This is a genomic window from Streptomyces sp. WM6386 (genome assembly GCF_000972385.1).
GTDB lineage: Bacteria > Actinomycetota > Actinomycetes > Streptomycetales > Streptomycetaceae > Streptomyces.
On sequence record NZ_JXTE01000018.1, the window covers coordinates 91,382 to 113,135 of the forward strand.

A 21,754-nucleotide genomic window follows, 5' to 3' on the forward strand; every position below is an offset into this window, starting at 1 on the left:
GAGAGGGGCACCAAGGTTCCAGGTCTCTTTACTTTCTTTACCAAGCGGGAGTGAGGGGCGCGCGGCGCAGGAGACGGGGATATTCGCGTGACGTGTGCGGGTCAGCCGCGCGACCATAGGGGGCATGTCCGGTCCTCACGTCATCCGCGGCTCCGTCTCCCTTCCCGAGGCCGAGCTCATGTGGCGTTTCTCGCGGTCGTCCGGACCGGGCGGCCAGCACGTCAACACCAGCGACTCACAGGTGGAGCTCCGCTTCGACCTGGCCAAGACGGAGTCCCTGCCCGAGGTGTGGAAGCAGCGGGCCCTGGAACGCCTGGCCGGCCGCCTCGTCGACGGCGTCGTCACGGTCCGCGCCTCCGAGCACCGCTCCCAGTGGCGCAACCGCGAGACCGCCGCCGTACGCCTGGCCGCCCTCCTGGCCGAGGCCACCGCCCCACCCCCCAAGCCCCGCAGGGCCACCCGCATCCCCCGAGGCATCAACGAACGCCGCCTACGCGAGAAGAAACAGCGAGCGGAGACGAAGCGGGGCAGGACGGGCCGCGACTGGGGCTAGGTCCGTGTGCAGGGCAGGGGTGATTGGCGGATCCGTCCCCGTCCGGGCCTCGGTCACCTGCGGTTTTGCCGCCCGGCGTCGGGACAGATCCGCCAATCACGGCGCCTTCCACAGCTGGGCGTCGGCTGGGGTGTCACATCTGGCCCCTTCCGTTCGTCAGACCGGTGAGACCAACCCGGCGACGCGACGAGAGGGCAGAGGCGGATGAGCGAGAGTGAGTTTCTTGCCGAGCGGTTCGAGGCGTACCGGGGGCATTTGCATGCCGTTGCCTATCGGATGCTCGGGTCGGGTGCGGAGGCGGACGACGCGGTGCAGGAGGCATGGTTCCGGCTGAGCCGTTCCGACACCCGGCAGGTGGAGAATCTCGGGGGCTGGCTCACCACGGTCGTCGGGCGGGTCTGTCTGGACATGCTGCGCTCCCGCAAGGCGCGTGCCGAACAGCCACTGGAGCCGGACGTGCCGCTGCCCGGCGTGGTCCCCGACCCCGAGCAGGACGCGCTGCTCGCCGACTCGGTCGGCGTCGCGCTGCTCGTCGTACTCGAGACGCTGACGCCCGCCGAACGGCTGGCCTTCGTGCTGCACGACCTGTTCGCGGTGCCGTTCGAGGATGTCGCCGACATCGTGGGACGTACGCCGGCCGCGGCACGCCAGCTCGCCAGCCGGGCCCGGCGTCGGGTGCAGGGCGCGCCGGCGCCCGACGCGGACCTGGTCAGGCAGCGGGAGGTCGTCGACGCCTTCCTGGCCGCCGCGCGCGGGGGCGACTTCGACGCGCTGGTGGATGTGCTCGACCCGGACGTCGTGGCGCGTGCCGAGGCCGGTGTCACGGCGGGCGCCCTTGCGGTGGCGAAGGGCGCGACGAGCTTCGCGAGCCTCGCCCTGGTCGCGCGGCCCGCACTGGTGGACGGGGCCACGGGGCTCGCGGTGCTGGTGGACGGGCGGGTGGAGCGGGCGCTGGCCTTCACGTTCGTACGAGACCGGATCGCTGTGATCGACGTCATGACCGCCCCCGCGTGCGTGGCCGCCCTGAAGATCGAGCTCCTGTAGGGGAGGCCCGCGCTCCGGAGGGGGAAGGAGCGCGGTGAATGGCAGATCTGTCCCCACTCCGCTCGGTAAAACCCCAGGTGATCGCCCCCGCACATGGGACACATCTGCCAATCACCGAAGCCGCAGGCGACCCCGACCCCGACGCCGACCCCGACGCCCCGTCCCGCCCCCCTCAGTCCAGCTGGCGGTAGCGGCCCTTGAAGTACGTCAGGGGGCCGCCGTCCGCGCTCGGGACTCCTGCAGTCAGGACTCGGCCGATCACCAGGGTGTGGTCGCCCGCGCGTACGCGTTGTTCCGTTCGGCACTCCAGGGTCGCCAGGGCGCCGCCCACCAGGAGGGAGCCGGTGGCCTCGCCTCGTGTGCAGGGGAGGTCCTCGAAGAGGAGGCGGTCGCTGATGCGGCCCTTCATGGCGAAGCGGCCGGCGATGTGGCGCTGGCTCTCGGAGAGGACCGAGACGGCCCACAGGGGCTGTTCGTCGAGGAGGTCGTCCATACGGGAGCCCTCGCGCAGGCTGACCAGCACCAGGGGCGGGTCCAGGGACACCGACATGAAGGCGGTGGCCGTCATGCCGACGTCCTCGCCCCCCGGCCCCTCGGCGTCGAGCGGGGGCTCGTAGGCGGTCACCAGGACCACACCCGCGGCCAGCCGTGACATGGCGGCGCGGAACTCGTCGTTGCTCACCCCCACAGGATGCCCGTAGGCGGTCACGGCGGTGATCGGAGAAGTGTTCGGCACGTCGGGAACGCTAGTGCCCGACCGGTGCGGACCGCATCGGACCTCCGCCCGAGCCGGGACCCGATCTCGGACCTAGGACCCCCGACCAGCCCCTCCCCGCGAACCTCCACAAACCCACAAAGTTTGCGTTCAGTAAACGCACAGGGAAAACGCAGAAACCCCACTCAATTGTTCATCTTTCGCTGTGACTTGAGTCACAAGGGGTACTAATTGTTGACCCTGTGTACCGAGTGAGCAGCGCGCTGTGATTCAGTGGCGGGGAAGCTGCCAGAACGATACGCCGATGAGAACCCTTGATTCGCTGCGAGGTCTCGGGGGGAGGGCGAGCATGGAGACCGAGTCGGAGCCCTACGTCCGTCTTGCGACTCTGCGACAACTGCATCAGGTCATGGCGGACATGAACACCGCCCGATCCCTGGCGGACACCTTGCAGACCGTCGCCGACGGAGTGGTCACCGGCCTCGGCTACGAGCTGGCGTGCGTCAACCTCGTCCGCCCCGACGGCGACCTCGTCGTCGCCGCCTTCGCCGGCAACCCCGCCGCCGAGGCGCTCATCACCGGCCGGGTCGGCTCCCGCGACTCCTGGGAGCGCCGCCTGAGCATGGGTGAGAACTGGGGCGACCTGGTCTTCATCCCGCACACCGAGGGCTGGATCCTCGACGACGACGACGTACCGCAGTGGTACACCGACGGCCCCGCGCCCCGCTTCGAGGACGAGTGGCACCCCTCCGACCGGCTCTTCGCCCCCATGTTCACGCCCGGCGTGGGCGGCGCCGCCTGCGGGGAGCTGATCGGCGTGCTCTCCGTGGACCGGCCGCGCAACGGCCGCCGGCCGGGCGCCTGGGGACGCGAAGCGCTCCAGATGTACGCGTTCCAGGCCGCCATCGCGATCAGCAACGCGCGCCTGCGCGCCAACATGCAGCGCGCACTGGTCAGGCTCGAGCGCGAACAGCAGGCACTCAGGGCCAGTGAAGAGAGCTTCCGGCAGGCCTTCGAGTACGCCCCCTCCGGCATGGCCATCGCCGAGATGGGCGGCGACCAGCACGGCCGGATCCTGCGGACCAACGACGCCCTGTGCCGTCTCCTGGGCCGTCCCGCCTCCGCGATGCGCCGCTACTCCTTCTCCGACCTGGTCCACCCCGAGGACATAGGGACACTGCTGAGAACCTCGGCGGAGGGTGGACGCGCGGAGCTGCGCCTGGGCCGCCGCGACGGCACCTACCTCTGGGTCTCGCTCCGCAACTCCGTCGTCGCCGACGCCGCCGACGGCCCCCGCTTCCTCCTCACCCACGTCGAGGACATAGAGGACCGCAAGCGCCGCGAGCTCCAGCTCGCTCACCGCGCCTCCCACGACTCCCTCACCGGCCTGCCGAACTCCGCCGAGCTGCGCGCCCGGCTCTCCGCGCGGCTGTGCAAGCGCCCCACCCACGCCGCCCTCGAATCCATCGACGCGGCCTTCGGCCACCCCGCCTACGACGCCAACGGTCACGGCTTCGACTTCCGGCCCGGCATCGAGTCGTTCGACGCCGCCTTCGACCACCATGTGCACACCGTCGCCCCCGAGGGTGAACTCGACGACGGCACCAAGGGGCTCGCGGTCCTCTTCTGCGACCTCGACGGCTTCAAGTCGATCAATGACCGGTTCGGGCACAACGCCGGTGACGCGGTCCTCATCGAGGTCGCCCGTCGGCTGTCCCGGCAGGTCCGCGACGGCGACACCGTGGCCCGGCTCGGTGGCGACGAGTTCGTGATCCTCGCCGACGGCCTGGGCCGCGCGGACGCCGCCGACCTCGCCGTACGCCTGCGCAACGAGATCATCCAGCCCATCCGCGCCGAGGGCCGGGCCGTCCGCGTCGGCGCCAGTTTCGGCATCGGCTGGGCGCACTGCGGGATGACGGCGGACGAAGTGTTGAAGTCCGCCGACGAGCGGATGTACGTAGAGAAACGATCTCGTCCCAAACAACACAGACGCGCGGGATGATCCCCAGGTCAGCGAGCTGATGCGATCCGAGTCACCCGTTTGGGGCAGCAGGAGCGGGTAGGCTCGCCATTCACCACGCGTACCGCATCCGTCCCCGCACCTGCTGAGGAGTACCTGGGATGACGTCCGGCACCACCGGCGCGAACACGCCGCCCGAGGACGACGACCCGTTCGGCTACCTCTACGCCGACGGACAGGCCAACGGAGCCCAGCCGCCCTCCGGCGGCTACGGCTATCCGGGCTCCGTCAACCGGGTGCGCGCGGTCGGCCAGCGCCAGTACGGGCAGCCGCAGCAGCAGTCCACCGCGCCGTACGGCCAGGTGCCGCAGCAGCAGGGCGCCTACGGCCAGCCCAACAACGCGCACTACGCGGCACCGGAGACCTTCCCGGGCGGCGCCCCCACCACCCAGCACCCGCAGCAGGGGTACGGCGGTGGCGGTCGCGGCCGGGGTCCCAACACCAAGGGCCTGCTGATCGGTGCCATCGCGGTGGTCGCCGCGGTCGTCATCGGCATCGGGGTGGCGATGCTGGGCGGCGACGGCGACGACGACGCCTCCGGCAACCAGGCCAGCAGCACGCCGAGTACCTCGCAGAGCTCGGAGCCGAGTGCGTCGACCTCGCAGTCGGCGGAGGCCGGAGAGCTCCCTAAGGCGGACGCGAAGGTGCTGCGCCTGGAGGGCGGCACGGCCACCGCGTCCGACGTGAAGGGCGCCAAGTCCGACGGCGGCATCTACGTCCAGGGCTTCAACCAGGTTGGCGCGAAGGTCATCTGGACCGTCAACGGCATCGAGAAGTCCGGTACCTACCGGGTTTACGTGCGCTACAGCATTCCTGGCGTCGACGCCAACGGGACGCTGACGGTCAACGGCACGGCCAGCACCCAGCCGCTGAACATGAAGAACTTCGGCGGGCTGCCCAAGGGCGACTGGGAGAAGGGCTGGCAGACCACCTGGGCCCAGGTCTCCCTGAACAAGGGCACCAACACGATCCAGCTCTCATGCGAACAGGGCAACCAGTGCAATGCCCTGCTCGACCAGTTCTCCGTGACGGAGAACGTCGACCCGTAGCCCTCAGGCCGCGTTGACGTCCCCCGTCACCGCGACCCGCCCCCGCAACTCCTCGTACGCGGACGCGTCGAACTCGCCCGCCACCGGCGCCAGTACCGTCGCCGCCGACAGCGCGACCGCGCGGGCCAGCCGGTCCGGCCACGGCAGCTGCTCGACCAGCCCCGACAGCAGCCCCGCGACCGCGGAGTCGCCGGCGCCCGTCGGGTTGCCGTGGACACGGGTCGGCGGGGTGGCGCGCCAGCGGCCCTCGGGGGACGCGGCGAGGAGGCCCTCCGCACCGAGAGACGTGACGACCGCGCGGGCGCCCCGCCGCCGTGCGTCCTGCGTGGCGCGCAACGGCTCGTGGGAGCCCGTCAGTTCGGCCAGTTCGTCGGCGTTCGGCTTGATGATGTCCGGGCGGGCCGCGACCCCGCGCCGCAGGGCTTCGCCGCTGGTGTCGAGGAGGACCGGGACCCCGGCCGCGCGAGCGGTCCGCACCAACCCCGCGTACGCCCCCACCGGCACTCCCGGCGGCAGGCTGCCGCACAGGGCCACCGCCGCCATCGACGGGAGCAGATCCTCGTACGCCTCCTGGAAGGCGGACCACTCGGCGGGTGTGACGGTCGGGCCGGGTTCGTTCAACTGGGTGGTGTCGCCGCTCCGTTCGTCCACCACCGCTATCGTGCGCCGGGTCGCGCCCAAGACGGGGACCAGGGCGTTCACCACGCCGGACGTCGCCGTGAGGTGCTCCTGTACGACGCCTCCCGTCGCGCCGCCCACGAAGCCGGTGACCGTCACCTCGTGGCCGAGGGCGGCGAGTACGCGGGCCACGTTCAGGCCCTTGCCGCCGGGACGTTCGGTCACCTCGGAGACGCGATGGGAAGCGTGCGGTTCGAGGGCCCGTACGCGATAGGTGATGTCCAGAGCGGTGTTCAGCGTGACCGTGAGGATCACCTGAACCGACCTCCCCGTAAGAAAACGCTGCACTGTGTCCGCGCGGACGGCGGCCGTCCCAGTCTCCCAGGACAACCGCCGCCTAACAGAAGGACACTTCAGCCCAGTTGGGGATCGACCACCCATTCACCGCGTCGCATCACGCCCTTGAGGGCGAATTGATGGTCAAGAAGTACCAGGTCGGCATACTTGCCCGGCTCCAGCGAGCCGATCGTGTCGTACATCCCCAGCAGCCGGGCCGGGTTGGCGGACAGCGCCGCCACGGCGTCCTCGACGGACAGCCGGTCGACCGTCACCGCCCGCTGGAAGGCGCGGTCCAGGGTGAGCGTGGAGCCCGCGATCGAGCCACCTTCCACCAGCCGCGCCACCCCCTCGCTGACCTCGACCTCCAGCGGGCCGAGCATGTAGCGGCCGTCGCCGAAGCCGGCCGCGTCCATCGCGTCCGTGATGAACGCGACCCGGTCCGGGCCCGCGTGATGGAACGCCAGCTGGAGGGCGGCCGGGTGGAGATGGGTGCCGTCGTTGATCAGCTCGACCGTGATGCGCTCGTCCTCCAGGAGGGCGGCGATCGGGCCGGGGGTGCGGTGGCCGAGCGTGGGCATCGCGTTGAACAGGTGCGTCGCGACGGTCGCGCCCGCGTCGATCGCCTCCACCGTCTGCTCGTACGTCGCGTCCGTGTGGCCGATCGCCGCGATGACGCCGTGTTCGGCGAGCAGGCGTACGGAGTCGATGCCGCCGGGGAGTTCGGTGGCGAGGGTGACCATCCTGGCCTTGCCGCGCGCCGCGTCGATCAGCTTGCGGACCTCTGCCGGGTCCGGGTCGCGCAGCAGTTCCTCGGAGTGCGCGCCCTTGCGGCAGGGGGAGATGAACGGGCCCTCGAAGTGGATGCCGGCGATGTCGCCCTGCTCGGCGAGTTCGGACAGGAGGCCCGCCCGCTGGGCCAGGAAGTCCATGTCGCCGGTGACGGTGGAGGCGACGAGGGTGGTGGTGCCGTGGAGGCGGTGGGTGTGGATGCCCCTGACTACGTCGTCTGCGGTGCCTGAGGTGAACGAGGCTCCGCCGCCGCCGTGGTTGTGGATGTCGACGAAGCCCGGCACCAGCGTGTGGCCGCGGACGTCCATGACCTGGGCGTTCTCTGGAGCGCTGCCGGCGATTCGGGTGCCGTCGATGATCACTCGGCCGTCTTTGACAGTTCCGGTGGGGAGGACGACCGTTGCGCCGGACAGGACGAGGGGCGCTTTGCCCGTCGCGGGCTGCGGGTTGTCTGTGGCTGGTCGCGCAGTTCCCCGCGCCCCTGAGGGGGTTGCCATCAGGTTGCTACCTCCGTGCCGTCAGTTGTTGTGAGGAGGTCCCAAGCCAGTAGCCCGGCACCCAGGCATCCCGCCGTGTCCCCCAGCGCCGCCGGGACGATCGTCGGCAGCTTCTGGAAAGTGATGCGCTGCCGGACCGCGTCCCGCAGTGGTGTGAACAAGGTTTCCCCCGCCTCGGCCAGGCCGCCACCGATGATCAGGGTGCGTGGGTCCAGGAGGGTGAGGGCGGTGACCAGGCCGTCGGCGAGGGCGTCGACCGCGGTCTGCCAGACCTGTACGGCTCGGGGGTCTCCGGAGCGCACCGCCTTCGCGCAGTCCGCCGCGTCGGCGTCCGGGTCCGCGCAGGCGGCGGCCCATGCCTCGCTGACGGCCGCCGCGGAGGCGTACCGCTCCAGACAGCCGTGCTGGCCGCAGGGGCAGGGGGTGCCGCCGGGGCGTACGACGATGTGGCCGATCTCGCCCGCGAAGCCGTGCGCGCCCGCCTCCACCCGGCCGGCGATGCCGATCGCGCCCGCGATGCCGGTGCCCAGGGGGACGAAGAGGAAGCGGTCGGCGCCCCGGCCGGCGCCGATGCGGCCCTCGGCGAGACCGCCGGTGCGGACGTCGTGGCCGAGGGCGACGGGGGCGCCCGCGAGCCTTTCGGTGAGCAGGGCGCGCAGCGGTACGTCGCGCCAGCCGAGGTTGGCGGCGTAGGCGGCGATGCCGCGCTCGGCGTCGACGATGCCGGGGACGGCGACGCCGGCGGCGGACGCGGGCTCGCCGAGGTGCTCGGCGCCGTACGCGCGCAGGTCGGCGGCGAAGTCGAGGATGCCCTCGACGACCGCGTCCGGGCCGCGCTCACGGCCGGTTGCCCGGCGGGCCTGGTGGAGCAGCTCGCCGGAGGCGCCGACGAGGGCGGCCTTCATTCCGGTGCCGCCCACATCGAGGGCGATGACATGTCTCACGGGGGTAGTGTGGCCCGGCGACCCATGAGAGGTCTAGTCCACTTACGTGGTGTAGACCTTATGTCTGACCTTTCGAAAGTTTCGGCGACTCGGTGACGGGATGGGGCTCAGCAGTGCAGCGGCGTAGGACAGGAACGATCGCGGTGGTGTCCGCACTGGGCATGACGGCGGTACTCGGCGGCTGCGGGGCCGGGGCGGACTCCGACGAGGTGACGCTGAAGCTGGTCGCCGCCGACTACGGCGACAGCAAGGCCAACAGCTCGCAGAAGTACTGGGACGGGCTCGTCGAGCAGTACGGGAAGCAGCACCCGAACGTGACGGTCGACGTCAGCGTCTACTCCTGGAACGACGTCGACCGCAAGGTCAAGGAGATGGTCGCCGCCGGGGACGCGCCCGACATGGCGCAGATCGGCGCGTACGCCGACTACGCCGCCGCCGACCTCCTCTACTCGGCCGACGAACTGCTCTCCATCTCCACACAGGCCGACTTCGCGGCACAGTTCGCCTCCGCGGGGGAGGTGGACGGGACGCAGTACGGCATGCCGTTCGCGGCCTCCACGCGGCTGCTCTTCTACAACAAGACCCTCTTCGCCGAGGCCGGCCTCGGCGCGCCGAAGACCTGGGACGAGCTCGCCGCGGACGCCGCCGCGCTCAAGGCGAACGGGGTGAAGTACCCGTACGCCCTCCCGCTCGGCCCCGAGGAGGCGCAGGCAGAGACCATGCAGTGGCTGCTGAGCGGCGGGGGCGGCTACACCGAGAACCTCGGTACGTCGTACGGCATCGACTCCGCCGAGAACGTCGCGACCCTCACCTGGCTCAAGGACGATCTCGTCGGCAAGGGGCTGACCGGGCCGGTCGCGCCGGGGAGGCTGAACCGGGCCGACGCGTTCGCCGCGTTCGCGAACGGGCAGGTCGGGATGCTCAACGGGCATCCGACGCTGATGCAGATGGCCGCCAAGAAGGGCGTGAAGTTCGGCATGGTGCCGATGCCCGGGGCCGACGGCCAGACCAAGGTCTCCATGGGTGTGGCCGACTGGATGACGGCCTTCAGGCAGAACGGCCACGCCGAGCAGGTCGGGGACTTCCTCGACTTCGTCTACGACGAGAAGAACGTCCTCGCCTTCTCCCGCGAGTACGACCTGCTGCCGGTCACCGCGTCCGCGTCCGACGTCATGAGCACGGCAGCGCACGACAAGGACCTCCGGCCGTTCCTGGAGGAGCTTCCGCTGTCCGAGCTGTATCCGGTCGGGCGGACGTCCTGGGCCACGGTGAGCGCGGCGGTGAAGAAGCGGATCGGGAGCTCGGTGGCGTCCGGTGGCAGCCCTACGGCGGTCCTCGCCGGGCTTCAGTCGACAGCGCTGGAGGCGGAGAGCGGGAAGTAGGCGTTGTCGGTGGCTGCGGCTACCGTGCGGGGCATGGACGACCAGGACGGGCTCGGAGCCCGGGAGCGGGCGATCCTCGTCCTGGAGCGGCGGGGGTTCGCCGGGCCGGGGGCGAAGGAACGGGCGATACGGGAGGAGCTGGGGTTGGTGCCGGTTCGCTACTACCAGCTCCTGAACGCCCTGCTCGACGACCCACGAGCCCTCGCCTTCGACCCGGTCACGGTGAACCGCCTGCGCCGGGTGAGGGATTCCCGCAGATCGGAGAGGTGACCCTCGGGTTTCCTCGCCCCCGCCGCCCCTACCCGTCCCGTCCCTGGGGGCTGCGCCCCCAGACCCCCGCTGTCGGCCCTGAAGGGGCCTCGTCCTCAAACGCCGGACGGGCTGAGATTTCCTGGAGCGGCGTTGAGAGGCGAAGACCCCTGCGGGTGGGTGGGGGTTCGGGACGGTGTCAGCCTCGTCCCGGGATGCCGGACGGGGTGAGCAGCATGTCAGCTCCTCCGGCGTTTGAGGAGCGGGGTTCCAGGGGGCAGCGCGCCCTGGGAGCGGGGTCGAAGGGGCAGCATGCCCCTGGAGGGTGGGACGGGTAGGGGCGGCGGGGGCGAAGACATTAGGGTCGGCGTATGGGCAGCCACACGCACGTCACGGACGAGTCACTGCCGGCACCCGTCACCCAGGTCGGTCGGGACGGACTGGACGCCATCCTCAGCCGGCCCAGCAAAGCCGTTGTCGCGTTCGACTTCGACGGGACGCTCGCGCCGATCGTGGCCGACCCCGAGCAGGCCCGGGCGCACCCCGAGGCGGCGGCCGCGCTCGCCGCACTGGCCCCGAAGGTCGCCTCCGTCGCGGTGATCACCGGTCGCCCGCCCGGCGTGGCCGTACGGCTCGGCGGGTTCGACGGGATGCCAGGACTCGACCACCTGGTCGTCCTCGGCCACTACGGTGCCGAACGCTGGGACGCCGCCACCGGCGACATCACCGCCCCGCCGCCCCACCCCGGCGTCGCCCACACCCGCGCCGCGCTGCCCGGGTTCCTCGACCGGATCGGCGCCTGGCAGGGCACGTGGATCGAGGAGAAGGGCCGCGCCCTGGCCGTCCACACCCGCCGCGCCGAAGACCCCCAGGCCGCCTTCGAGGCACTGCGCGAACCCCTCACCGACCTCGCCACCCGTCACGGCCTCATCGTCGAACCCGGCCGGCTGGTGCTGGAACTGCGGCCGCCCGGCATGGACAAGGGCGTGGCCCTGGCGGAGTACGTCCGTGAGCTGGGCGCCGAGGCCGTGCTGTACGCGGGCGACGACCTGGGCGACCTCCCCGCCTACTCCGCCGTCGACAAGCTCCGCTCCGACGGCGTCCCCGGCCTGCTGGTGTGCAGCGCGGGCAGCGAGGAGGTTCCCGAGCTGAAGGACCGGGCCGATCTCGTCGTCGACGGTCCGCAGGGTGTCGTAGAGCTGCTGCGGGCGCTCGCCGCTCAGCTGGGCTGATCGGCGTCGAGCGCGTGCAGCTGGTCCAGGAACCACTGGGCCGGCGCCAGCGCCGTGGCCGCCGCGGCCAGCCTCTTGGTCCGCTCCGCCCGCTCCTCCACCGGCAGGGTCAACGCCTCGTGCAGGGCTCCCGCCGTACCGACCACGTCGTACGGGTTGACCACGATCGCGTCCTCGCCCAGCTCCTCGTACGCCCCCGCCTCCCGCGACAGCACCAGCACGCATCCTTCGTCCGACACGACCGGCATCTCCTTCGCGACCAGGTTCATGCCGTCCCGGATCGGGTTCACCAGCGCCACGTCGGCCAGCCGGTACGCCGCCAGCGAGCGTGCGAAGTCGTCCTTCACGTGCAGGACGACCGGCTTCCAGCCCGCCGTGCCGTACACCGAGTTGATCTCCTCCGCGACCCGCTGGACCTGCGCCGTGTACTCCCGGTACACCGCGAGGTCCTGCCGCGACGGGTAGGCGAACGCCACGTGCACGACTCGCTCCCGCCACTCGGGGTGGTCATCCAGCAGCTGCCGGTACGCCAGCAGGCCCCGGACGATGTTCTTGGACAGTTCGGTCCGGTCGACCCGGACGATCGTCCTGCGGCCCTCGCCGATCTCCGCCCGCAGCGCCGCCAGCCGCTCGTCCACGTCCGCCTCGTGCGAGCGCTTGCGCAGGAAGTCCGCGTCCGCCCCGAGCCCGTGCACACCGATCCGGGTGTCCCCGAGACCACCGACGAGCTGCGCCGCGCACGCCTCGAACGCCGACGCCCACCGCCGGGTCAGGAACCCCAGCCGGTCCGCGCCCAGCATGCCCCGCAGCACCTGCTCGGCGATGTCGTCCGGCAGCATCCGGAAGTACTCCGGGGGCGCCCAGGGAGTGTGCGAGAAGTGGCCGATCCGCAGGTCGGGGCGCAGCTCGCGCAGCATGCCGGGCACCAGCGTCAGGTGGTAGTCCTGCACCACCACCGCCGCGCCCTGCCCCGCCTCCTCGGCCAGTGCCTCGGCGAAGGCGCGGTTGTACGTCTCGTACGACACCCACTGGCGCCGGAACTCCGCGTCGAAGACCGGCTCCAGCGGGGTCTGGTACAGCATGTGGTGGACGAACCACAGGGCCGAGTTCGCGATGCCGTTGTACGCGTCCGCGTGCACGTCAGCGGGGATGTCGAGCATCCGCACCCCCTGCTCGCCCGCCCCGCGCCGCACCGCCTCGCGGTCGCCGTCGGAGAGCGCCGAGCACACCCATAGCGAGTCCGCGTCCGACCCGATCGCGGAGAGGCCGGAGACCAGCCCGCCGCCACCGCGTTTCGCGGACAGCGAGCCGTCCTCCTGAACCTCGTACGAGACCGGGCCGCGGTTGGACGCGACGAGCACCCGGGCACCCTGGTCAGCCTGCGTGGAAGCCATACGCCTCAACCTAGCCCGACCCGTAAACGCTCAAACGTACGGTTCGCCGTATACGGGCTTGTGGTCGCCGTAATACGGCCTTCCTCAGGCGACCTTCCGGGACGCGTACTCTCCGATCTCCACCATCGGCGGCCGCTCCTCCGTGTCCACGGAGTACGTCCGCGGCTCGAAGCCGTCCGCGCCCCGCTCGAACTGGGTGAGGGAGGGGCGGATGAGGTGGCCGCGGGCCAGCCGCAGCTGGGCCGTGCGGTAGATCGCGGCGGACATCCGGCCCAGGGCCTGCCCGTCCTGGTGGCGGTGCTTGCGGACGCCCACGTCGACCTGGGCCAGCGCGTCCAGGCCCACCAGGTGCAGCGCGTCGACCAGCATGCCGAGCTCGACGCCGTAGCCGACCGGGAACGGCAGCTGTTCCAGCAGGGAGCGGCGGGCCGCGTACTCGCCGCCCAGCGGCTGGACGAAGCCGGCCAGCTGGGGCCAGTGCATGTTCAGCAGCGGGCGGGCCATCAGCTCGGTCACCCGGCCGCCCTGGCCCGCCGCGCCGCCCAGCGGGCGGTCGTACATGCCCTTGACGAGGTCGACGCCGGGGTCGGTGAGCAGCGGGCCCACGATCCCGGAGACGAAGTCGGAGGAGAACTCCTTCAGGTCGGCGTCGATGAAGCAGACGATGTCGCCGCGCGTCACCAGCAGCGAGCGCCACAGCACCTCGCCCTTGCCGGGCACGGCCGGGAGTCGGGGCAGGATGTCGTCGCGGTGGACGACGGTCGCCCCGGCCGCGGCGGCGACCTGCGAGGTACGGTCGGTGGAGCCCGAGTCGACGACGACTATCTCGTCGACGAGCGGGACCTGCTGCATGAGGTCGTGACGGATCACGGAGACGATGTCACCGACCGTCTCCTCCTCGTTGAGCGCGGGCAGGACGACACTGACCGTCTGGTTCGTGCGTTGTTTGGCGGCCAGGAGCTGGTGGAGCGGGCGATCGGTCAGGGACCAGGACCGGGTGGTCAGCCAGCGCTCGACTTCGTTCAGCACAGTGCGCGGCTCCTCTGCGTTCTCTCGGCGAGTATGCGTATCAGCATGTGATCCATCTCGCGGACCGGACGACTATCTCAACTGTCCTGGTCGTCGGTTACAGTCTTGAACAACGCGGATGACCATCGCATGTCGAGGGTGGCCCGCCGTTCACACAACTTCATACCGCTCATCCAGAGGGGCAGAGGGATACGGCCCGATGAAGCCCCGGCAACCCTCCAGTCGGTTTCTCACGCGCGTGAGGCTCCCGACTCGGGAAGGTGCCAAATCCGTCTCACGGCGAGATGCGTCGTGAGGAAGATGAGGAAAGGGCCTCGCCTCTCATGGCTGCGCAGACTGTTGCAAGCACCACCGAAACCACCGTAGACCTCGGCCCGGCCGCGGCGCTCAGCTGCCGCGAGTGCGGTCACCGCGTCCCCCTCGGCCCGGTCTTCGCGTGCGAGGAGTGTTTCGGCCCGCTCGAGATCGCCTATGACTTCTCGGCCTACGACACCGAGGAACTCCGCAAGCGGATCGAGGCGGGACCCGCGAACATCTGGCGCTACGCGCCGTTGCTGCCCGTCCCCGCGGACGTGGCCGACAAGCCCAACATCAACCCGGGCTGGACCCACCTCGTCAAGGCCGACAACCTGGCCCGCGAACTCGGTGTCACCGGCGGTCTGTATGTGAAGGACGACTCCGGCAACCCGACGCACTCCTTCAAGGACCGCGTCGTCGCCCAGGCCCTGGAGGCCGCGCGCGCCTTCGGCTTCACCACGCTCTCCTGCTCCTCCACGGGCAACCTGGCCGGTGCCGTCGGCGCCGCCGCCGCCCGCGCCGGCTTGCGTTCCTGCGTGTTCATCCCGCACGACCTGGAGCAGGGCAAGGTCGTCATGGCCGCCATCTACGGTGGCGAGCTTGTCGGCATCGAGGGCAACTACGACGACGTGAACCGCTTCTGCTCCGAGCTGATCGGCGACCCGGCCGGCGAGGGCTGGGGCTTCGTCAACGTCAACCTGCGGCCCTACTACGCCGAGGGCTCCAAGACCCTGGCGTACGAGATCTGCGAGCAGCTGGGCTGGCGGCTCCCCGACCAGCTGGTCGTGCCGATCGCCTCCGGCTCGCAGCTCACGAAGATCGACAAGGGTCTGCAGGAGCTGATCAAGCTCGGGCTCGTCGAGGACAAGCCGTACCGGATCTTCGGCGCCCAGGCCGAGGGCTGCTCGCCGGTCTCCGTCGCCTACAAGGCGGGCCACGACGTGGTGCGGCCGCAGAAGCCGAACACCATCGCCAAGTCCCTCGCCATCGGCAACCCGGCGGACGGGCCGTACGTCCTGGACATCGCGCGCCGTACCGGCGGTGCGGTGGAGGACGTCAACGACGAGCAGGTCGTGGACGCGATCAAGCTGCTGGCGCGGACCGAGGGCATCTTCGCGGAGACCGCGGGCGGTGTGACGGTCGGTGTCACCAAGAAGCTGATCGAGAACGGCCTGCTGGACCCGACGCTGACCACCGTTGTGCTGAACACGGGCGACGGACTGAAGACCCTGGATGCGGTGGCGGGTACGGGGCTCACTGCGACCATCCGCCCCAACCTTGACTCGTTCCGCGAGGCCGGCCTCGTCTAGGCCCCCGCAACCCCGACCGGAGGTTCAACCGTGAGCGTCAACGTCCGCATCCCCACCATCCTGCGCACCTACACCGGCGGACAGGCCGAGGTCGCCGCCGAGGGCGCGACCCTCGCCGAGGTCATCGCCGACCTCGAGAAGAACCACACCGGGATCGCGGCCCGCGTCCTGGACGACCAGGGCAAGCTGCGCCGCTTCGTCAACGTGTACGTCAACGACGACGACGTCCGCTTCGAGCAGGGCCTGGAGACGGCCACTCCGGAGGGGGCCGGCGTCTCGATCATTCCGGCTGTCGCCGGAGGCTGACCGGGCCCGGTCGTTACCCTCGGTAAGGCCGATTACCCAGAGTTCATCGAATTGCCCCCTCCGTGAGAGAAGCGGAGGGGGCAATTCTCTATGGTTGAGCGCGGTACAGTTGGGGAAACCGCTCCACTCCCCATGCCAGCCGCATATGAGTTCTCGCTTCGGATGCGACGAGAAGTAGCCAAAGTGTGCGGTTCTTTTGTGAACTTTGTTCCTTTTGTGGAGCCCGACTTGCCTAGAATTCGGGCGAATTCTCACTACATTCCGGACCCTTCGCGTCCAGAATTCTCGTCCGATTGACCTGTTGCAGACGGCAGTTGGACAGATACATTCAGCCGCGGTCGACGCGTTCCGGCGCACGCCCCCAATCCGTGGGGGGTGAGGTCTGACCCGGATCCGCGAAGTGTGGATCTGTGCAAGGGCCAGTAATAGGGGAGTTAGGCATGGCTCAGGGCACCGTCAAGTGGTTCAACGCGGAGAAGGGGTACGGCTTCATCGCGGTCGACGGTGGTGCGGATGTTTTCGTCCACTACAGCGCGATTCAAATGGACGGCTACCGCACCCTCGAGGAAGGTCAGCGGGTCGATTTCGAGATCTCGCAGGGCCAGAAGGGGCCGCAGGCGGACATGGTCCGCCTTGCGACAGGCTGAAGCACGCGCCGGGTAACTGCAGCGTCGTTCTTCGTTCTTTTTCGGAGGGCTCGTACCCCATGGGGAGTCATGGGTACGGGCCCTCCGGCATGTCCGGACCCCGTCCGAGACCTGCCCAGAAGCCGTCCTACACCTGCCCGGACCCCGTGCGGCACCTGGACGATCCCTGAGAGGCGCTTGCGCCCGCCCGTCGCCCGACCACCACCCCTCAAGGAGCCTGCTTCGCAGGCGCACCTTGCACTCGACGGGGTCGAGTGCTAATCATTGGCGTTAGCACTCTGAAGGTGAGAGTGACAATGAAGGACCGGGTCGGTGAGGCCCGCAGGCCAGGTGGGGCAAGGAACCACAAGGTGTGCGAGCCGTCCGTCGCGGGCGCGGGCGCGGTCCGAAGGAATCACCCCCAGTCCTGGAGGGACCACTTCACATGGCCAAGATCATCGCGTTCGACGAGGAGGCGCGGCGCGGCCTCGAGCGCGGCATGAACCAGCTCGCGGACGCCGTCAAGGTGACGCTCGGCCCCAAGGGCCGCAACGTCGTCCTCGAGAAGAAGTGGGGCGCCCCCACGATCACCAACGATGGTGTCTCCATCGCCAAGGAGATCGAGCTCGAGGACCCGTACGAGAAGATCGGCGCCGAGCTGGTCAAGGAAGTCGCGAAGAAGACGGACGACGTAGCCGGCGACGGCACGACGACCGCGACCGTTCTGGCCCAGGCCCTGGTGCGCGAGGGTCTGCGCAACGTGGCCGCCGGTGCCAACCCGATGGCTCTCAAGCGCGGTATCGAGAAGGCCGTCGAGGCTGTCTCCGGTGCCCTGCTCGAGCAGGCGAAGGATGTCGAGACCAAGGAGCAGATCGCTTCGACGGCCTCCATCTCCGCCGCCGACACCCAGATCGGCGAGCTCATCGCCGAGGCGATGGACAAGGTCGGCAAGGAAGGCGTCATCACCGTCGAGGAGTCCCAGACCTTCGGTCTGGAGCTGGAGCTCACCGAGGGTATGCGCTTCGACAAGGGCTACATCTCGGCGTACTTCGCCACCGACATGGAGCGGATGGAGGCGTCGCTCGACGACCCGTACATCCTCATCGCCAACTCCAAGATCGGCTCCGTCAAGGACCTGCTCCCGCTCCTGGAGAAGGTCATGCAGTCGGGCAAGCCGCTGCTGATCATCGCCGAGGACGTCGAGGGCGAGGCCCTGTCGACCCTGGTCGTCAACAAGATCCGCGGCACCTTCAAGTCCGTCGCCGTCAAGGCCCCGGGCTTCGGTGACCGTCGCAAGGCCATGCTCGGCGACATCGCCATCCTCACGGGCGGCGAGGTCATCTCCGAGGAGGTCGGCCTCAAGCTGGAGAACGCGACCCTGGACCTCCTGGGCCGCGCCCGCAAGGTCGTCATCACCAAGGACGAGACGACGATCGTCGACGGCTCGGGCTCGGCGGACCAGGTTGCCGGTCGCGTCAACCAGATCCGCGCCGAGATCGAGAACAGCGACTCGGACTACGACCGCGAGAAGCTCCAGGAGCGCCTGGCCAAGCTCGCCGGTGGCGTCGCCGTCATCAAGGCCGGTGCCGCGACCGAGGTCGAGCTCAAGGAGCGCAAGCACCGCATCGAGGACGCCGTGCGCAACGCCAAGGCGGCCGTCGAGGAGGGCATCGTCGCCGGTGGTGGCGTGGCCCTGCTCCAGGCCTCCGCGGTGTTCGAGAAGCTCGAGCTCTCGGGTGACGAGGCGACCGGCGCCAACGCCGTGAAGCTCGCGCTCGAGGCCCCGCTGAAGCAGATCGCCGTCAACGGTGGTCTCGAGGGCGGCGTCGTGGTCGAGAAGGTCCGCAACCTGACCGTGGGCTGGGGCCTCAACGCGGCCACCGGTGAGTACGTCGACATGATCGCCGAGGGCATCATCGACCCGGCGAAGGTCACGCGCTCCGCTCTGCAGAACGCCGCGTCCATCGCCGCGCTCTTCCTCACCACCGAGGCCGTCATCGCCGACAAGCCGGAGAAGGCCGCCGCGCCTGCCGGTGGCGGCATGCCGGGCGGTGACATGGACTTCTGATCGGCCCAGGAGTTTCGGCTCCGGTTGATCAACGTCCTTTCCGAGGGCGGCACTTCCTGCGAAGGCAGGGGGTGCCGCCCTCGGGCGTTTGCGGGATGTGAGGGGCCACACAGCCAGTTAGTTAAGGAGGTGCAACAATGCGTACGCACATACCAGCTGGTCAGATGAGTCACCTCCAAGGAGCCCCCGCGTGACCGCCTCCGTCCCCGTCCCCGCCTCCCGTGCCGCCGAGGTCCTCTCGCGGCCCATCACGATCAACGGCCTGACCGTCCCGAACCGCATCGTCATGGCGCCGATGACGCGCATGTTCTCCCCGGGCGGCATCCCGGGCGCGGACGTGGCGTCGTACTACTCGCGCCGCGCGGCCGCGGGCGTCGGCCTGATCGTCACCGAGGGCACGTACGTCGGCCACGACTCGGCGGGCGAGAGCACCCGCGTCCCGCGCTTCCACGGCGAGGAGCAGCTCGCCGGCTGGGCGAAGGTCGCCGAGGACGTGCACGCGGCGGGCGGCACCATCGTCCCGCAGCTCTGGCACATCGGCATGACCCGCACCCCGGGCAAGGGCCCCGTCCCGGACGCCCCCGTGGTCGGACCCTCCGGTCTGCGGCCCGGCGCCGACGAGCCCACCGGCGTGACGATGACCCAGCGCGACCTGGACGACGTCATCGGCGCCTTCGCCGAGGCCGCGGCCGCGGCCGAGCGCATCGGCTTCGACGGTGTGGAGATACACGGCGCCCACGGCTACCTCGTCGACCAGTTCCTGTGGTCGGGGACCAACCGCCGTAGCGACGCCTACGGCGGTGACCTCGTCGCCCGTACGAAGTTCGCGGCCGAGATCGTGGCGGCCGTACGGGAGACGGTCTCCGCGGAGTTCCCGATCATCTTCCGCTACTCGCAGTGGAAGCAGGAGGCCTACGACGCCCGCCTCGCCGAGACCCCGGAGGAGCTGGAGGCCGTCCTGAGCCCGCTCGCCGCCGCCGGTGTCGACGCCTTCCACGCCTCCACCCGCCGCTACTGGCTCCCCGAGTTCGAGGACTCCGACCTCAACCTCGCCGGCTGGACCAAGAAGCTCACCGGCAAGCAGGCCATCACCGTCGGCTCGGTCGGCCTCGACGGCGACTTCCTCAAGGGCTTCATGGGCGAGGGCTCCCCGCTCCGCGGCATCGACGACCTCCTCGACCGCCTGGAGCGCGAGGAGTACGACCTCGTCGCCATCGGCCGCGCGCTGCTCCAGGACCCGGAGTGGGCAGCGAAGGTACTGGCGGGCCGCACGGACGAGCTGAAGGCCTACGACGCGGTGGCGCTGCGCTCGCTCAGCTGACTCCGCTGCGGGCCGGTGGGGGTGCGCGTCCCCGGGGGCTGCGCCCCCAGACCCCCATCGGCCCGAAGGGCCTCGTCCTCAAACGCCGGAGGGGCTGGAGAGGAGGCCGATGGGCTGAAATGCGCGTCGACTCCCGCTAGTTTGCGGAGATGAGGATCCTTCATCTCTCCGACACCCACCTCGAACGCACCGACGCCCCCAACCGGCACGGCGTCAACGCTCACGACTCGCTGCGCCTCATGCTCGCCGAACTCCGGGATGTACAGGGCGTCGACGCGATCGTCGTCACCGGGGACCTCGCCAACGACGGGGCGGTGGAGGCGTATACGGCCGTCAGGGAGTTGTTCGGGGAGTTCGCGCGAAGGCTCGGTGGGGTGCCTGTCTTCTACACGACCGGCAACCACGACGAGCGCGCGGCCTTCGCCAAGGTGCTGGGCAGTGGGCACTCGGAGCCCGGCCGGGTGCTGGAGTCCGCGCAGGGGGAGCGGGCCGCGGTGAGCATGGTGGCGGGGTGGCGGTTCGTGACGCTGGACTCGCTGGTGCCGGGGAAGGTGCACGGGCATCTCGGCGCCGCCCAACTCGACTGGCTGCGGGGCGTGTTGGCGACCCCTTCCCCGAACGGCACGGTCCTCGCCTTCCATCACCCGCCCTTCGCGCTGGACAACCCCCTCCAGCAGCTCTTCGGTCTGCGCAACCCCGTCGACCTGGCAGCGGCGGTCCGAGGCACCGACGTCAAGGTGATCCTCACCGGCCACTTCCACCTCCAGCTCTGCGGCCTCCTGGAGTCCGTCCCGGTGTGGGTCACCCCCGGCGTGGTCAACCGCATCGACCTGACGACGGCGCCGGGGACCGAGCGCGCGGTGCGCGGTGCCTCGGCTTCCCTGGTCGTTCTCGGGGGAGCCGCCGGCCCGCTCTTCCACACCTACCACGCACGCGACCCCCGGGCCCACGAGACGGTCTACGAGCTGGACGAGGACAAGGTGCGGTCCTTCGTGGAACAGTACGGCTGATCTGTCGCACCCCTGCCGCCGCACCACCACGGCCGAACGCCGTGGCCGCGGTGCCAGCCTCCGATCGTCCCGGAGCCGCCGAGGCTCCTGGACGCCCCGGCGCCGGTGCCCCAGGACGCTTCCGAAGCGGCTGGGGTCGCGGCCGAGTCATGGACCCGGTGAGCCGGTCGGGCCCGTCACGGTGGCTGTGGCGGGTCCTTCGCCGACTACAGGTTGCCCAGGGGCTCGATGTCGACCTTGACGGGGGTGCCCCACACCCGCAGCACCTCGTAGTCGGTGAACTCATGGACGAGCCGGTACGCCATGGCGGCCCGGGGGCCGCGCCGCTGGGCGGCGAGATACAGCTCGGCTTCCCTCCGGTCCCGCCTCGGTGTACCGCACAGCTGCCACTCCTGCCCGTTCCACATCTCGGGCAGCCAGCGCTGCTGCGGCTGCGGCCGGTCCTCGCGCACGCCGTAACGGGAAGGGGCGGAGGCGGCCTGCGCCGGTGCGGAGGGGCCGTTGATCTGGGAGCGCCGGGCGGTACGGCGGCGGGTCTCGCACAGCAGACACAGGTCTGGCGCGTTCTCGTCGACCGGCCCGCCCGGATGCTCGGCGCAGCGGGTGCTGGGAGCAGCGGCGTTGACGCTCTCGTCCAGCAGGTCGAGGGCCCGCTTGATGTCGGCCTTGACCTCGTACAGCTTGGTGTCCGGACTGTCGCCGGTCAGGGCCTCGCCATGCTCGCCGAGAAGGCGCAGGGCTCGGCCCAGGGCGGTGAGCTGGGCGTGGTTCATGAGGAAACCGTACCCACCCGCACCGACAGCGCCCCGCCCGTCAGTGCGCCCAGTGGTCGCGCACCGGCAGCTCCACCCAGGCGTCGGTCGGGCCGGTGACGGCCCGGGCGTCGGCGGGGCGCAGACCCGCGTAGGCGATCGAGTAGGCCACCGCGTGGTGACAGAAGACATAGTTGGTGAGCACCTCCG

General features: G+C 70.3%; 20 protein-coding genes and 1 riboswitch. Of the genes, 13 read left to right on the forward strand and 7 right to left on the reverse strand.

The window, feature by feature from the left end; genetic code table 11:
- The first annotated feature begins 115 nt into the window (after positions 1-115).
- Positions 116-553 carry an alternative ribosome rescue aminoacyl-tRNA hydrolase ArfB gene (arfB, locus tag TN53_RS14090; RefSeq protein ID WP_046258824.1) on the forward strand — a complete coding sequence of 146 codons (438 nt, stop codon included), beginning with the start codon at positions 116-118 and terminating at the stop codon, positions 551-553.
- Between the two features lie 204 nt (positions 554-757).
- The gene (locus tag TN53_RS14095; RefSeq protein ID WP_046258790.1) at positions 758-1,597 is read left to right on the forward strand and encodes a sigma-70 family RNA polymerase sigma factor; all 840 of its coding nucleotides are present in this window, start codon (positions 758-760) and stop codon (positions 1,595-1,597) included.
- Between the two features lie 172 nt (positions 1,598-1,769).
- Here the strand turns inward: TN53_RS14095 and TN53_RS14100 are convergent, their stop codons facing one another.
- Positions 1,770-2,279 (reverse strand): flavin reductase family protein, encoded by a 510-nt coding sequence (locus tag TN53_RS14100; RefSeq protein ID WP_046258791.1) that lies wholly within the window; start codon positions 2,277-2,279, stop codon positions 1,770-1,772.
- A gap of 382 nt (positions 2,280-2,661) precedes the next feature.
- Between TN53_RS14100 and cdgB the strand changes: the two genes are divergently transcribed.
- Positions 2,662-4,314, forward strand: a complete 1,653-nt coding sequence (gene cdgB / locus TN53_RS14105) for a diguanylate cyclase CdgB (RefSeq protein ID WP_046258792.1) — start codon at positions 2,662-2,664, stop codon at positions 4,312-4,314.
- A 119-nt stretch (positions 4,315-4,433) separates the two neighbouring features.
- Positions 4,434-5,381 carry a CBM35 domain-containing protein gene (locus TN53_RS14110; protein WP_046258793.1) on the forward strand — a complete coding sequence of 316 codons (948 nt, stop codon included), beginning with the start codon at positions 4,434-4,436 and terminating at the stop codon, positions 5,379-5,381.
- A 3-nt stretch (positions 5,382-5,384) separates the two neighbouring features.
- On the opposite strand, the gene TN53_RS14115 is transcribed toward TN53_RS14110, so the two are convergent.
- The 3 genes from TN53_RS14115 to TN53_RS14125 all read right to left on the reverse strand — a co-directional run bounded on the left by TN53_RS14115 (position 5,385) and on the right by TN53_RS14125 (position 8,568).
- Positions 5,385-6,314 (reverse strand): 1-phosphofructokinase family hexose kinase, encoded by a 930-nt coding sequence (locus TN53_RS14115; RefSeq protein ID WP_046258794.1) that lies wholly within the window; start codon positions 6,312-6,314, stop codon positions 5,385-5,387.
- A gap of 98 nt (positions 6,315-6,412) precedes the next feature.
- Entirely contained in the window at positions 6,413-7,624 is a 1,212-nt protein-coding gene (gene nagA / locus TN53_RS14120; RefSeq protein ID WP_095046481.1) for an N-acetylglucosamine-6-phosphate deacetylase, read from the reverse strand.
- On the reverse strand, positions 7,624-8,568 hold the full coding sequence (locus TN53_RS14125; protein WP_046258796.1) for an ROK family protein: 945 nt from the start codon (positions 8,566-8,568) through the stop codon (positions 7,624-7,626). Before TN53_RS14125 ends, nagA begins: the two co-directional genes overlap by 1 nt.
- Positions 8,569-8,729: 161 nt before the next feature.
- Between TN53_RS14125 and TN53_RS14130 the strand changes: the two genes are divergently transcribed.
- The 3 genes from TN53_RS14130 (at position 8,730) to otsB (ending at position 11,431) form a co-directional block, all read left to right on the forward strand.
- Positions 8,730-9,950 carry an ABC transporter substrate-binding protein gene (locus tag TN53_RS14130; RefSeq protein WP_046258825.1) on the forward strand — a complete coding sequence of 407 codons (1,221 nt, stop codon included), beginning with the start codon at positions 8,730-8,732 and terminating at the stop codon, positions 9,948-9,950.
- A gap of 33 nt (positions 9,951-9,983) precedes the next feature.
- Positions 9,984-10,220: a DUF3263 domain-containing protein gene (locus tag TN53_RS14135; protein ID WP_046258826.1), complete on the forward strand. Its 237-nt coding sequence runs from the start codon at positions 9,984-9,986 to the stop codon at positions 10,218-10,220.
- A gap of 350 nt (positions 10,221-10,570) precedes the next feature.
- Entirely contained in the window at positions 10,571-11,431 is an 861-nt protein-coding gene (gene otsB, locus TN53_RS14140; protein ID WP_046258797.1) for a trehalose-phosphatase, read from the forward strand.
- Here the strand turns inward: otsB and TN53_RS14145 are convergent.
- Positions 11,419-12,825, reverse strand: coding sequence for an alpha,alpha-trehalose-phosphate synthase (UDP-forming) (locus TN53_RS14145; protein WP_199924572.1), 1,407 nt, complete (start codon positions 12,823-12,825; stop codon positions 11,419-11,421). The two genes, otsB and TN53_RS14145, sit on opposite strands and share 13 nt — an antisense overlap.
- A gap of 84 nt (positions 12,826-12,909) precedes the next feature.
- Positions 12,910-13,854 (reverse strand): glucosyl-3-phosphoglycerate synthase, encoded by a 945-nt coding sequence (locus TN53_RS14150; protein ID WP_046258798.1) that lies wholly within the window; start codon positions 13,852-13,854, stop codon positions 12,910-12,912.
- Between the two features lie 166 nt (positions 13,855-14,020).
- A riboswitch (SAM riboswitch) is annotated at positions 14,021-14,161 on the forward strand.
- A gap of 16 nt (positions 14,162-14,177) precedes the next feature.
- On the opposite strand from TN53_RS14150, the gene thrC reads away from it, so the two are divergent.
- From thrC to TN53_RS14180, 6 genes are all read left to right on the forward strand, one after another.
- Positions 14,178-15,461 (forward strand): threonine synthase, encoded by a 1,284-nt coding sequence (gene thrC / locus TN53_RS14155; RefSeq protein ID WP_046258799.1) that lies wholly within the window; start codon positions 14,178-14,180, stop codon positions 15,459-15,461.
- A 30-nt stretch (positions 15,462-15,491) separates the two neighbouring features.
- The gene (locus tag TN53_RS14160) at positions 15,492-15,767 is read left to right on the forward strand and encodes a MoaD/ThiS family protein (RefSeq protein WP_046258800.1); all 276 of its coding nucleotides are present in this window, start codon (positions 15,492-15,494) and stop codon (positions 15,765-15,767) included.
- 440 nt (positions 15,768-16,207) lie between these two features.
- Positions 16,208-16,414, forward strand: a complete 207-nt coding sequence (locus tag TN53_RS14165; protein ID WP_007493268.1) for a cold-shock protein — start codon at positions 16,208-16,210, stop codon at positions 16,412-16,414.
- Between the two features lie 424 nt (positions 16,415-16,838).
- Positions 16,839-18,461: a chaperonin GroEL gene (gene groL, locus TN53_RS14170; RefSeq protein ID WP_046258801.1), complete on the forward strand. Its 1,623-nt coding sequence runs from the start codon at positions 16,839-16,841 to the stop codon at positions 18,459-18,461.
- Positions 18,462-18,651: 190 nt separating this feature from the next.
- Positions 18,652-19,782: an NADH:flavin oxidoreductase gene (locus TN53_RS14175; protein WP_046258802.1), complete on the forward strand. Its 1,131-nt coding sequence runs from the start codon at positions 18,652-18,654 to the stop codon at positions 19,780-19,782.
- Between the two features lie 149 nt (positions 19,783-19,931).
- Positions 19,932-20,792, forward strand: a complete 861-nt coding sequence (locus TN53_RS14180; RefSeq protein WP_046258803.1) for a metallophosphoesterase — start codon at positions 19,932-19,934, stop codon at positions 20,790-20,792.
- 206 nt (positions 20,793-20,998) lie between these two features.
- Here TN53_RS14180 and TN53_RS14185 read toward each other — a convergent pair whose 3' ends face one another.
- The gene (locus tag TN53_RS14185; RefSeq protein ID WP_046258804.1) at positions 20,999-21,565 is read right to left on the reverse strand and encodes a hypothetical protein; all 567 of its coding nucleotides are present in this window, start codon (positions 21,563-21,565) and stop codon (positions 20,999-21,001) included.
- Between the last annotated feature and the right edge of the window lie 189 nt (positions 21,566-21,754).